The sequence below is a fragment of the Corynebacterium sp. TAE3-ERU16 genome, assembly GCF_019209935.1.
In the GTDB taxonomy this organism is placed as follows: domain Bacteria; phylum Actinomycetota; class Actinomycetes; order Mycobacteriales; family Mycobacteriaceae; genus Corynebacterium; species Corynebacterium antarcticum.
Genome location: NZ_JAHUTN010000002.1, coordinates 284408 through 296481, shown reverse-complemented (window position 1 = coordinate 296481; position 12074 = coordinate 284408). Strand labels below are relative to the sequence as shown.

11 protein-coding genes are annotated in these 12074 nt (G+C 66.7%); 9 read left to right on the top strand and 2 right to left on the bottom strand.

Annotated elements, in window-relative coordinates:
- Positions 1-101 precede the first annotated feature (101 nt).
- The 9 genes from infA to eccB all read left to right on the top strand — a co-directional run bounded on the left by infA (position 102) and on the right by eccB (position 9095).
- Positions 102-323, top strand: coding sequence for a translation initiation factor IF-1 (gene infA / locus KRX55_RS03450; RefSeq protein ID WP_075724780.1), 222 nt, complete (start codon positions 102-104; stop codon positions 321-323).
- 224 nt (positions 324-547) lie between these two features.
- Positions 548-916 (top strand): 30S ribosomal protein S13, encoded by a 369-nt coding sequence (gene rpsM / locus KRX55_RS03445; RefSeq protein WP_198734920.1) that lies wholly within the window; start codon positions 548-550, stop codon positions 914-916.
- A 3-nt stretch (positions 917-919) separates the two neighbouring features.
- Positions 920-1324 carry a 30S ribosomal protein S11 gene (rpsK, locus tag KRX55_RS03440; protein WP_200260379.1) on the top strand — a complete coding sequence of 135 codons (405 nt, stop codon included), beginning with the start codon at positions 920-922 and terminating at the stop codon, positions 1322-1324.
- A 23-nt stretch (positions 1325-1347) separates the two neighbouring features.
- Positions 1348-1953 carry a 30S ribosomal protein S4 gene (gene rpsD, locus KRX55_RS03435; RefSeq protein ID WP_218406425.1) on the top strand — a complete coding sequence of 202 codons (606 nt, stop codon included), beginning with the start codon at positions 1348-1350 and terminating at the stop codon, positions 1951-1953.
- A gap of 156 nt (positions 1954-2109) precedes the next feature.
- Positions 2110-3126, top strand: coding sequence for a DNA-directed RNA polymerase subunit alpha (locus KRX55_RS03430; RefSeq protein WP_198739056.1), 1017 nt, complete (start codon positions 2110-2112; stop codon positions 3124-3126).
- Positions 3127-3220: 94 nt separating this feature from the next.
- The gene (gene rplQ / locus KRX55_RS03425) at positions 3221-3775 is read left to right on the top strand and encodes a 50S ribosomal protein L17 (RefSeq protein ID WP_218406424.1); all 555 of its coding nucleotides are present in this window, start codon (positions 3221-3223) and stop codon (positions 3773-3775) included.
- A gap of 168 nt (positions 3776-3943) precedes the next feature.
- On the top strand, positions 3944-4906 hold the full coding sequence (gene truA, locus KRX55_RS03420) for a tRNA pseudouridine(38-40) synthase TruA (protein WP_370625743.1): 963 nt from the start codon (positions 3944-3946) through the stop codon (positions 4904-4906).
- 161 nt (positions 4907-5067) lie between these two features.
- Positions 5068-7632 carry a DUF6541 family protein gene (locus KRX55_RS03415; RefSeq protein ID WP_218406423.1) on the top strand — a complete coding sequence of 855 codons (2565 nt, stop codon included), beginning with the start codon at positions 5068-5070 and terminating at the stop codon, positions 7630-7632.
- 203 nt (positions 7633-7835) lie between these two features.
- A complete protein-coding gene (eccB, locus tag KRX55_RS03410) occupies positions 7836-9095 on the top strand; it encodes a type VII secretion protein EccB (protein ID WP_218406422.1) in 1260 nt (419 codons plus the stop codon).
- Here the strand turns inward: eccB and KRX55_RS03405 are convergent.
- Together KRX55_RS03405 and eccD are read right to left on the bottom strand one after the other, a co-directional pair.
- Positions 9089-10321: a S8 family serine peptidase gene (locus tag KRX55_RS03405; RefSeq protein ID WP_218406421.1), complete on the bottom strand. Its 1233-nt coding sequence runs from the start codon at positions 10319-10321 to the stop codon at positions 9089-9091. The two genes, eccB and KRX55_RS03405, sit on opposite strands and share 7 nt — an antisense overlap.
- Positions 10318-11745 (bottom strand): type VII secretion integral membrane protein EccD, encoded by a 1428-nt coding sequence (gene eccD, locus KRX55_RS03400; RefSeq protein ID WP_218406420.1) that lies wholly within the window; start codon positions 11743-11745, stop codon positions 10318-10320. The genes KRX55_RS03405 and eccD overlap by 4 nt, the downstream gene beginning before the upstream one ends.
- Positions 11746-12074 lie beyond the last annotated feature (329 nt).

Genomic DNA, 12074 nt, shown 5'->3' with positions numbered 1-12074 from the left:
GTGCACCACCATGCGCACCGCTTGTCGGAAAAGACAATGCAGTCAACTATCTACCGGATGACGTCGCGCCCCAGGTGCGGCACCGGAGAAACGTGGAGGATATGGCTAAGAAGGAAGGCGCCATCGAGGTTGAGGGCCGCGTCGTCGAGCCCCTGCCGAATGCGATGTTCCGGGTCGAACTCGACAACGGACACAAGGTTCTTGCGCACATCAGCGGCAAGATGCGCCAGCACTACATCCGTATTCTGCCGGAGGACCGTGTCGTCGTGGCTCTGAGCCCCTACGACCTGACCCGCGGCCGCATCGTCTACCGCTACAAGTAAAGACCATCAGCCTCCACACTCACCGCACGTGTCCAGCGCTCTGCGCCGGTTCGCGAGAACCGGCCTGAAACCGCTCCGTGGCACGTGCATCACGCACCTTCGGCATCGGTGGCCGAAGCCCCGTGTACCCCTGATCCACTTTCCGGCATCCGCCCGGACGAAGCATCAGCAGACGGGGACGGGTGTGGGGAAAACCACCGGACCAACCGGAAGGAAACTGCCATATGGCACGCCTTGCTGGAGTGGATCTCCCGCGCAACAAGCGCATGGAGGTCGCTCTGACCTACATTTACGGTATCGGGCCCGCCCGAGCCAAGAAGCTGCTGGAAGAGACCGGCGTCTCTCCGGACCTGCGTACCGACAACCTCACGGATGAGCAGATCGCCGCCCTCCGCGACGTGATCGAAGCAACCTGGAAGGTCGAGGGCGACCTCCGCCGTCAGGTTCAGGCGGACATCCGCCGCAAGATCGAGATCGGCTGCTACCAGGGTCTCCGCCACCGTCGTGGACTCCCTGTCCGTGGCCAGCGCACCAAGACCAACGCACGTACGCGTAAGGGTCCGAAGAAGACGATCGCCGGAAAGAAGAAGTAACCAATGCCTCCTAAAGCACGCTCTGGCGCGCGCCGCACTGGCCGCCGCGTCGTAAAGAAGAACGTGGCGCACGGCGCCGCACACATCAAGTCCACCTTCAACAACACCATCGTGTCCATCACGGACCCGAACGGTGCCGTCATCTCGTGGGCCTCCTCCGGCCACGTGGGCTTCAAGGGATCGCGCAAGTCCACCCCCTTCGCCGCACAGATGGCCGCCGAGAACGCCGCCCGCAAGGCGATGGAGCACGGCATGAAGAAGGTCGACGTCTACGTCAAGGGCCCGGGCTCGGGCCGCGAAACCGCTATCCGTTCCCTCTCGGCCGCCGGCCTTGAGGTTGGCCAGATCACCGACGTGACGCCCCAGCCCCACAACGGCTGCCGTCCGCCGAAGCGTCGCCGCGTCTAGCAGGGAAAGGAAACAGACAAACTATGGCTCGTTATACCGGCCCAGTCACCCGTAAATCCCGCCGTCTCCGCGTCGACCTCGTCGGCGGAGACATGGCCTTCGAACGCCGCCCGTACCCCCCGGGACAGGCGGGACGCGCACGCATCAAGGAGTCGGAGTACCTGCTCCAGCTCCAGGAGAAGCAGAAGGCCCGCTTCACCTACGGCGTCATGGAGAAGCAGTTCCGCCGCTACTACGCCGAGGCGAACCGTCGCCCCGGCAAGACCGGCGACAACCTGGTCATCCTGCTCGAGTCCCGTCTTGACAACGTGGTTTACCGCGCTGGCCTCGCACGGACCCGCCGCCAGGCACGCCAGCTGGTTTCCCACGGTCACTTCACCGTGAACAACAAGAAGGTCAACGTCCCGTCCTTCCAGGTCTCCCAGTACGACATCATCGATGTCCGTCCGAAGTCCCGGAAGATGGAATGGTTCGAGGACGCCCAGGACCGGCTCGTCGATTCCGTCGTCCCGGCCTGGCTCCAGGTTGTTCCCGAGACCCTGCGCATCCTCGTGCACCAGCTGCCCGAGCGTGCCCAGATCGACGTTCCGCTGCAGGAGCAGCTCATCGTCGAGTTCTACTCGAAGTAACCGGTTCATCCCGCGGCCCGGTCCCGCATCGACCATCCCCGGATGGTGAGTGAGGAACGGTCCCGCGGGGAACTGTCGCGTGGATTCGTCCACACCGTCATATCGTCTGCCTACTGACGTCAAATAGCGGGCGTCACATAAGGAGATCTTCAAGCAATGCTCATCTCAAAGCGTCCGGAGCTCCACGAGGAGTACATCGACTCCTCCCGCTCCCGGTTCACCATCGAGCCTCTGGAGCCCGGTTTCGGTTACACCCTCGGCAACTCTCTTCGCCGCACCCTGCTGTCGTCCATTCCGGGCGCCGCGGTGACCAGCGTGAAGATTGAGGGTGTCCTCCACGAGTTCACCACGATCTCCGGTGTCAAGGAGGATGTCAGCGACATCATCCTGAACATCAAGGGACTCGTGCTGTCCTCGGACTCGGTCGATCCCGTCGTCATGTACCTCCGCAAGGAGGGCCCCGGCGAGGTCACCGCTGCCGACATCGAGCCGCCGGCAGGCGTCGAGGTCCACAATCCGGACCTCCACATCGCCACACTGAATGAGCAGGGCAAGATCGACATCGAACTGGTCGTGGAGCGGGGACGTGGCTACGTTCCCGCCACCCTGACCGGTGACACCGGCGAGATCGGCCGCATTCCCGTGGACCAGATCTACTCCCCGGTGCTCAAGGTGAGCTACAAGGTCGAGGCCACCCGTGTCGCACAGCGTACGGACTTCGACAAGCTGGTCATCGATGTCGAGACGAAGAACTCCATCACCGCCCGCGACGCTCTCGCGTCGGCAGGCAAGACCCTGGTTGAACTGTTCGGTCTCGCCCGCGAGCTGAACACCAACGCTGAAGGCATCGATCTCGGCCCCTCCACCCAGGAGACCGAGACCAACGCCAACTACAGCATGGCCATCGAGGACCTGAACTTCTCCGTTCGTTCCTACAACTGCCTGAAGCGCCAGGAGATCCACACCGTCGGTGAACTCGCGGAGTGCACCGAGTCCGATCTGCTCGACATCCGTAACTTCGGTCAGAAGTCGATCAACGAGGTGAAGATCAAGCTGGCCAACCTGGGTCTGACCCTGAAGGACGCCCCCGAGGACTTCGACCCCTCCACCATTGAGGGATACGACGCCGAGACCGGTGACTTCATCGACATCGACGGCGACGATTCCGAGTAAAACCCGGGTAGCACGCCCAGGCGGCCCCGGAGGTCCACGGATCACCGGATGACGGCCGCCGCGCTCACACACACGTACACGAGGAGTACCCCCAATGCCCAAGCCCAAGAAGGGCGCCCGTTTCGGCGGTTCGGCGCAGCACCAGAAGAAGATCCTGGCGAATCTCGCTGCCCAGCTGTTCGAGCACGGCGCTATCAAGACCACCGATGCCAAGGCGAAGCTTCTGCGTCCCTACGCGGAGAAGATCATCACCAAGGCCAAGAGCGGCACCGTCGCAGACCGCCGCAACGTCCTGAAGCTGGTCAACCAGAAGGACGTCGTCGCCTACCTCTTCAATGAGCTGGCGCCGAAGTTCGAGAGCCGTGACGGCGGATACACCCGCATCATCAAGCTCGAGAACCGCAAGGGCGACAACGCCCCGATGAGCCAGATCTCGCTCGTCCTCGAGGAGACCGTCTCCGCGGAGGCCACCCGCGCCGCACGCGCAGCAGCCTCCAAGAAGGCCGAGGAGGAGCTCGTCGAGGTCGAAGCCGACGAAGCCACCGACGCCCAGGCCGCCGAAGAGGCCGCCGAGGCCGAGAAGGACGAGGCTCCGACCCCGGCCGAGGCCGAAGCTGAGCCCGAGAAGGCCGCCGAGGAAGAGAAGTAGTTCTCCCTCCGTCCACTCCGGACCTTCGACCGGAAGCCATCGGAAACCCACGCTCCGTACCCCTGGGAACAGGGGCTCCACGGAGCGTGGGTTTTCCGTGTTTCATCCCGGAGCACCGTCCAATGCGGATACCCCGGTGCGGTACGGGTACCTGTAGACTCGTGCGCTGTGAAAGACCTGCACTCCACCGCTGATGACCCGGGCCTGATCCGACTTCGCCTCGATCTCGCGTACGACGGCACCTATTTCCACGGCTGGGCGCGGCAGAAGCCCTCCGGCGGTGCGGAGCTCCGGACCGTGCAGGCGACCGTCGAGGATTCGTTGTCGAAGATCCTGAGATATCCGGCGAAGCTGACCGTCGCCGGGCGGACCGACGCAGGTGTCCACGCCACCGGCCAGGTTGCGCACGTGGACGTACCGCGCGCCAGCTTGAACACCCGCTCCATAGGCGACGATCCGGCGACGCTCGTCCGCAGGCTCGCGAAGCTCCTCCCGGAGGATGTACGGGTTCACCGGTGCGTTCGTGCCGCTGAAGGATTCGACGCCCGCTTCTCCGCGCTGCGCAGGCACTACACCTACCGGGTCACCACCCATCCGCGGGGTGCCCTGCCCACGAGGTCCAGGGACACCGCGCACTGGCCGAAGCCCGTCGATCTCGATTCGATGCGGGAGTCAGCGGAGGTCCTGACCGGGCTCAACGACTTCGCCGCTTTCTGCCGTGCCAAGGCCGGCGCGACGACCGTCCGCGACCTCCAGGCATTCACCTGGCACGACATCTCCACCCCGGCGGAACCGGAGCTCTACCTCGCGGAGGTCACCGCGGACGCATTCTGCTGGTCGATGGTCCGCTCGCTGGTGGGGGCGTGTCTCGCGGTCGGGGAGGGGCGTCGGCAGCGGGGTTTCACCGAGGGGCTGCTCGACGAACGGACACGGTCCCAGCTCGTCCCCGTCGCGCCCGCGAAAGGCCTGACCCTGATCGGCGTCGACTATCCCGATGACACCGGGTTGGCCGAACGCGCGGAGCAGACCCGCGGTGTCCGGGTTCTGGAGGGGGAGGAACACCGCGCCCGCGGGAAAGGCTGTCCGGAGAACAACCCCCACTTCGAGGACGAACCTGCGGACAACCGGTGACACCGTAGCGCGTCCTGCCCACCGTACCCGGGGCCGCGGGCTACACTCTGGTGGTTGAACGTTGTGCGGAAGGGGCTCCGGGGACCGTTTGTCCGGGCCACGAATTGTCCGCCGCCGCGTGGGGCAGTCGACGAATGATGACGAGGAGGTGAGGACGTCCCATGGACCTGTATCAGGCAGCTCTCATCTCGGTACTGGTATTCACGGTCCCGGGATTCCTCATCTGCCGGGTCTCCGGTGTCCGCGCCCCGTGGGCGGCGGCGGCGGCCGTGCCGGCGACCTTCGGTGTCTACGGGCTCGCCGCCTGGTTCTACGGACTCACCCCCTTCGCCTACGACACGCGGAGCGTTTCCGTGTTCACCGCTTTCATTCTCATCCTCGCGGTCTGCTGGCGGTTGTCTGCGCTGGCGGTCACCCGGAGGAACTTCTCGAAGGCCCGGGGGGACGGGGGAACAACGGCGCGGGGGCACAGTGCTTCCCGGGACACGGATGAAGAGCTCGGTGACGGTTCCGCTGACACGGAGACCGACGACACCGGCGGCGGAACACACCCGACTCACCGGGTGGCATCCGGAACCACCGAACCCTGTGCCGACGCGGGATCCGTCGCCCCGGCTTCCGTGGAGGAGGAATCCGATCCCCCGGAGACGGGGGACGACAGCGTCTCCGCCCCCCGGACACCACGGGAGATCGCTCCCGAACCGGGTCTGCGCAGTGCGGAGGAAGTCCGTGAACGGTCCCGGCGTCGCGAGGAACGTTGGCTCGCAGGTTCCATCTTCGACCCCGTGTGGGTTCTTCCCGCCTCCGGCGTACTGGTCGCGTTCGTCCTGCTGACGTCCCGCAGTCTCGGTCTCCTCCGGGAGACGAGGTACGGGCTGGAGAACATTTTCCAGGGGTGGGACGTGCACTGGCACGCGAGTGTCGTGCGCTTCATCCAGGAGACCGGCGTCGCGTCCCCGACCAGGATGGGCGAGCTCCAGAACACCGAGTCGCGGGAGGTGCTGTTCTATCCCACGGCCTGGCACGCCGGCGCGGCGATCGTTCGGGAACTGACCGGAATGTCCCCCATCGCGGCGATCAACCTCACCTCGATCGTGCTTCCAGCGCTGCTTCTTCCCCTGGCGGTGTCCGTGCTGGCGTGGCGGATGGTCGGGAACCGGGGATTGACCGCGCAGATCGCGGCCGGATTCGCCGCGATCATCGTGGTACCCATGCCGGTCCTGTACTGGATCGGCTACTACGTCGGGGCATGGCCCTACCTGGCGTCCATCGGGATGGCCTTCATCGTTCTGGCGCTATTCATGTCGGTTCCGGCGGCCCCGGTCCGTGCATTCGCCGCGGCCCTCGTCTTCATCGGCATGATCGAGACACACCCCTCCGCCGCCACCATCGTCGTTCTCGTTCTCGGGCTGTGGTGGATCCTGGACCTGTTGTGGCGTCCCACCCGTCGCCCGACGAACCACGGGGAACGGATCTGCCCCCGGATCCGTGACTTCCTGGTTCTCGCGGCGACAGGCCTCGTCGCGACGATCATCCTGCTCCCGCAGATCCTCACCGGTCTCGGTCAGAGCGAGGAGGTCAAGTCCTTCGTCGCCTCCGAGGATCTGACGCGGCGTGAATCGTGGTGGGTGGCGATCCAGATGCAGACACGGCACACCGAGGCCTTCGGGGTGAACGAGCCGCTGCTCTGGGCCGCTGCCGTGGGTGGGGTGATCCTGATCCTGTGGCGCCGGAACTTGTGGGCTCCGCTGTTCTGGTTCATCAGCGTGGTTGTCACGGTGAACTCCCTGTTGCCCTTCAGGGAGACCTGGTGGAGCGGCCTGGCCACCCAGATCGGTTCCCTCCACTACAACACGCCCCACCGTCTGGTGATGCCGGTGGCGATGTTCACCGCCGCCGCTGCCGCGGTGGCCCTCGCCACCGTGGTGCGAACGGTTCTCCTGGGGCCGGTCCGCAGGTTCGCGGTGGTCTCGGTCCCGCTGACGGTCGTCGCCGCACTGATCGGTGGTCTTCTCCTCGTGCAGGAGGCCGACGAGGAGATGCAGTTCGTCTCGGACTTCGCCATCGGGGCGGCGCGGGACGGCCGGATGGTCGATTCGACCGACCTGAAGGCGTTCCGCTGGCTGGCGAAGCAGCCGTTGGCGTACGACGGCACGATCATGAGCAATCCGGCGGACGGCTCCGGCTGGATGTACCCGTACAACGGTCTGCCGAATGTGTTCCGGCATTATCTGTGGCCGACCGTCCCGGTGACCAGCGCGACGAACCGCATGTTCTGGAACCCGAACCAACTCGGTACCGGAAACCTCGGGCATCCGAACATGGAGAACGAGGTCGACCGTGCGGCGCAGGAGTTGAATGTCCGCTACATCTATGTCTCACCGCCGAACTTCTGGGCCTTCCAGGAGCCGGTGCCGGAGATGGAGGTCGAGCTCTGGAACACCCCGGGTGTCACGCCCGTGTACAAGGACCGGCAGGTCTCGATCTACGCCGTCAACGAGTGGTTCACCGATTCGGAGCTGGACCGGATGCGTCGTCCCGGCAACTCACCTGAACCACTGCCCCCGCTGCCGACCCGTGCGGAAGCCGGAGTCGCTCCGGCGAATTCAGGTGACGGCCTGCGTCCGTACCACCATCGGCCGAGCAGGCTCCTGAAGGGTCCGGCGGAACACTTCGAGTCCGAACTGGAGAAGGAGCGGCGCGAAGCCGCCGAGGCGGCCGAATAGTGCGCACTCTCCGCGCCCGGGGTTCCATACCGGCTGCAGAGGCGATAACATGACGTGAAGACAGTCGGTCACGGAGATCCCACGATCTCCGTCAACCGGTCCGGTGCGCAGGGGACGCCCGACCGGAGCCGTGATTCCGCGATCAAGGGCGCGGAACACGGGTTCGACGTGCCCCAGTCCCTCCCCCGCCGCTGGAGCCCTTGATGAACCATTTCCCGCTTCCGACCACCCGCGCCCAGGTCAGCGGTCACAGGTTTCTCGTCCGCCGCCTGGAACACGGTCTCGTCACAGGCGACACCCGGATGATCCATGACCCACTCGGCAGGCGCCGCCGGGGAATCCTCTTCGGTGTCGCCGGATGCGTGCTCGCCGGGCTCGCATCCGGAGCGTTGGCACTCTTCGTCCCCGAACCCGACCCGGGGGACGCCGCTGTCGTGAGGGCGGAGTCGGGTGCCCTCTATTCGCGGATAGACGGTCGTCTCCATCCCGTCGGCAACCTGGTCTCCGCACGGTTGATCGCGGGATCCGACGTGGAGCCCGTGAATGCCGCGGACTCGGTGCTCGCCGAACTGGACCGCGGTGTGCCCGTCGGAATACCGGGCGCACCCGGAGCTGTCGCCGAGACGATCCCGGACGATCTGGTGTGGAGCGTGTGCCAGTCCACCGTCGACGTCACGGTCGCCTTCGGTCCACCACCAGCCCCACCGCCAGCGGATTCCGGGGTCTACGCGAGGGTAGGCGGGGTGGATCACGTCGTCACCGCCGTGGGCCGTGTGGCTCTGCCGGATCCGACCACCCGGTTCGGGAGGGTACTGCGTCGACGTCTCGGGATCACGGCGCAGACCCCGGTCTGGGAGCCTCCACCCGAGATACTCAATGCGATCCGCGAACTACCCCCGTACGAGCGCCCGCCGAACTCCGGGGTGCTGCTGAGCAGCGGCAGGGAATCCTGGTTGCTGCGCGCGGACGGGATACTCCGGTTGAGTCCACTGCAACGGGGGATACTGCTCGATCTCGGCGCCGCGGAACGTGCGGTGCCCCAGGACGGGCCGGCCGCGCGCCCGGACGCTACACCCGAGGACATCAGGCTCCCTGCGACGGCACTCGACTGGATCGACCCGGAGCAGGAGGCGATCTGTGCGATCGGCGACGACGGGCACCTGGGTGTCATCGGTGACACGGCGCCCGGTCCGGGGATCTACGCGCCGGGGGCAGGTGTCGCCCTGTCCGGGGATTCCACCGCCACCCGGTACGCACCGACCGTCGTCAACGGGATCGGCGTGGACACCGGTCACGGCTACTATCTCATCGCCGACACCGGGCTCAGGCACAGTGTCGGCACCGCCGGAGAACTCGCCGTCATCGGGGTCGGAAGCCCCGCTCGTGCACCCTGGTCCATCATCCGGCTGCTGCCCGCCGGTGAATCGCTGACCCGGGAGCGGGCACTCGAGCCACGCTACTGACCCGCGTGCCGTCCGGTCCGCCGCAACCGGAAGCGTGCCGTGCGCCGGATGATCAGCATCAGCCCGACGACGCACAGCAGAATCGTCACGGTCACTCCGGTCCGGACCCGGACCCCGTCGGGGGGCTCAACGGGTGCGGTGACCGTGACGGGATGCGGGATGCCCCGGTAATCGGAGGGGAGGTGAGTCACCGCTTCCGCCGGATCCACCGCTCCGGTGGCCGGGTCGACGGCTCCGGCCAGCCGGGCCCGGATTCCCGCGGCGGAATCGGCCGGATGCAGCTCCATCAACAGGGCCGCTGTCCCGCTGATGACCGGAGCCGAGAAGCTCGTGCCCTCGAATTCCCGGGGACCCGACGGCTCCGCCAGCCCGACGGTGAACCCCACACCATCCGGGGACAGCGCGAGGGGGACCCGGCCCGGAGCGGACAACAGGGGGGCTGGGCCGGCGACCGAATATCCTGCGATGGTGTGTGCGGTGTCCAGGGATGACACGGAAACGACGGTGGGTCGGTGGGCGGGCAGCACGGTGCTGTCCTCCGGACACCGTTCATCCGCGTTGCCCGCCGCGGCGACGACCACCGTCCCCTGCTCCTCCGCGCGGGCGAGCGCGGCATCGAATTCGTGGGTGTCGATCCGGTCTGCGGTGCCGGGAGGAAGGCAACTGACGAGCGAGATGTTGATCACGCGGGCGCCCCCGTCCAGTGCGAGGTTGATGGCATCTGTGAGGGAGGCGAGGCTACCGCCCGCACCGACCGTTTCCGCGGCGCGGCGGCTGCTGGTCTGCCGGATACTGATCAGCTCCACTCCCGGAGCAACCCCGACGACACCGTCGTCCGGGGACGGGTTGGCGGCGAGAATGCCCGCGACGATCGTGCCGTGCCCGTCACAGTCATCCACCGCTCCGTCGGGCAGCGGAGGCTCATCCTCCCGCCGTTCCCCGACGACAACGAGGTCACCACCGGGAATGACCGGAGGTAGACGCGGATGCGGGGTGATGCCCGTGTCGATGACAGCGACCCGGACGCCGGCTCCGGTGGCGAACCGGTGGGCCACCGCCAGCGATTCCGGGACATCGTCCGGGGCGGGAACGTCAGCGGGGGAGGCCGGAACGACGACCGCGCAGTCCGGGTCGGGGAGTCGACCGGGAGAAGGCTCCGCGCACGCCGGCACTACGACGCAGACGCACATCACCGCGATTCCGGAACCGGTCAGGATCCTTCTCATCCGAGTCCCCGGATCAGGGCGAACACACCGAGGATGTGTGCGGCGAGGGGGAGAGCCGCGGCGACGGCGAGAGTCTCCAGCCGTTCCATCCAGTTGACCGCCACCGGTCGGAACTCCGCTACGCAACGGCCCCACCACGGGGCGGTGAGGACGGCCACGGCCGTGACCGAGCTGACGGCCACGACACCCACCGAATCGGACCGGATTCCCGCGAGGACGGTCCCTGAGGCACCGGACAACGCCCAGATCCACAGTGCCCAGACCGCCAGCGGATCCCGGTGCCGGAGAGCATGGAGAACAGTGGCGATGGTCGTGGTCAGACACAGCGCCGCGGGAAAACCACCTCCGGACCATCCCACAGCGAGGACACCCGAACCACCCAGTAGTGCGGTTCCGGCGAGTGCCCCGGAAAGCAGGCTCCGGGCGTACGCCGCGTGTTCGCCGACATCCGGGTCAGGATCCTCCGGGGTTCCCGTGTACTCACCGGACGGGGGCAACCGCGGAACAGTGAGGCCAGCCGCCCTGATGGTGAGGGACGGCAGAAGGGTGACGCCGATCAGTGCGAAGCCCGTCACTGCGGCGGCCACCCCCGGGTAGTCGCGGGCCACGGGGAAAACGCAGGCCCCCGACAGCGCGAGAAGGATGCCGGTGGCCAACATCGCGGCGGGTTCCGGTTTCACGCGGCAACAGAAACCGCAGAGGCAGAGAACAACCGCGCCGGTGAGACACCCACCGACGGCAGCGGCTCCCACGGCGGTATCCGGCCTTCCCCCGGTGATCGGAGTTCCACCGAGAATCCCCGTGACCACCGCGGCAACGGATGAGATCACGACCCCGGTCACCAGTACCGTGATCGCAGAGCTCGCCGCGTCATTCTCCCGGGAGCTGATCCGGGACGCGACCACGAGACAGAGCAGCCCCAGCAGTCCGAGCCGCAGAGGGCCGGGCAGGAGATCGCTTCCGGGAAAAGCGCCCGTGACCGCCAGTGCCGCACAGGCGATCATACCGGTCAGGGCGGCGGCTGTTCCGAGACCGCGGGGGGAGTCGTGCTGATTCCCGTCGGAGAGGATCTCCGCGGCATCCCGGAGAACCGGTGCGTCCGGGATGGTTCCCGGTGACAGCACGAGAATCCCACCCTGTCGGAGGGCCGTGTGGGTCAGCGGGATCGCGGTCTCCACAGGAACCCCCACTGCGGTGGAGGCCACCCAGGGGCCGGGGTGTCCGGGCAGTCCGGCGAGATCCAGGATCTCCGGGAGGATCTCGGCGATACTGGCGTGCACGGGTAGGACGAGGTCTATCTCCGGTGGCGGAAGGCCGGGGGCGTCCGGATGGAGATCAACTGCGTCCGGTGTTATCCGGACGGTGATGCGGAGAGCGTGGTCGACGGCCACTGGTTCCCCCTGTGTGATGGTCGCGTACGGCATGGTCGGATAGGCCTGCGGCGGATCCCGGGTGATGAGGGGCCCTGCCGACGGGCCGGGTAGAACATGTGCAACCGAACTTAGGATGGCCTATAATTGCCTGTAAGTCCAGCCGGATTTGGGGATCCGGGCACGTTTTCCGACGGACACCACACCGCGGCATCGACCGTCGCACCGTCACGCACCATCCATCACCGCGCTGAATTGTGACGGGCGACGGTGGAGAGCCTCCGGGAGTGGATCCGCCGGAGTTGACCCCCGGAAAGCACGAGGAACCGCCGTGCCCTCTCCCCGAAACGACGGAATCGTCGTTCCCCTGAGCCCCGCTGAAC

Excerpts from the sequence above, each read along its gene's own strand:
- infA (WP_075724780.1), top strand. The coding sequence starts at position 102 with ATGGCTAAGAAGGAAGGCGCCATCGAGGTTGAGGGCCGCGTCGTCGAG.
- rpsM (WP_198734920.1), top strand. The coding sequence starts at position 548 with ATGGCACGCCTTGCTGGAGTGGATCTCCCGCGCAACAAGCGCATGGAG.
- rpsK (WP_200260379.1), top strand. The coding sequence starts at position 920 with ATGCCTCCTAAAGCACGCTCTGGCGCGCGCCGCACTGGCCGCCGCGTC.
- rpsD (WP_218406425.1), top strand. The coding sequence starts at position 1,348 with ATGGCTCGTTATACCGGCCCAGTCACCCGTAAATCCCGCCGTCTCCGC.
- KRX55_RS03430 (WP_198739056.1), top strand. The coding sequence starts at position 2,110 with ATGCTCATCTCAAAGCGTCCGGAGCTCCACGAGGAGTACATCGACTCC.
- rplQ (WP_218406424.1), top strand. The coding sequence starts at position 3,221 with ATGCCCAAGCCCAAGAAGGGCGCCCGTTTCGGCGGTTCGGCGCAGCAC.
- KRX55_RS03415 (WP_218406423.1), top strand. The coding sequence starts at position 5,068 with ATGGACCTGTATCAGGCAGCTCTCATCTCGGTACTGGTATTCACGGTC.
- eccB (WP_218406422.1), top strand. The coding sequence starts at position 7,836 with ATGAACCATTTCCCGCTTCCGACCACCCGCGCCCAGGTCAGCGGTCAC.
- KRX55_RS03405 (WP_218406421.1), bottom strand. The coding sequence starts at position 10,321 with ATGAGAAGGATCCTGACCGGTTCCGGAATCGCGGTGATGTGCGTCTGC.
- eccD (WP_218406420.1), bottom strand. The coding sequence starts at position 11,745 with ATGCCGTACGCGACCATCACACAGGGGGAACCAGTGGCCGTCGACCAC.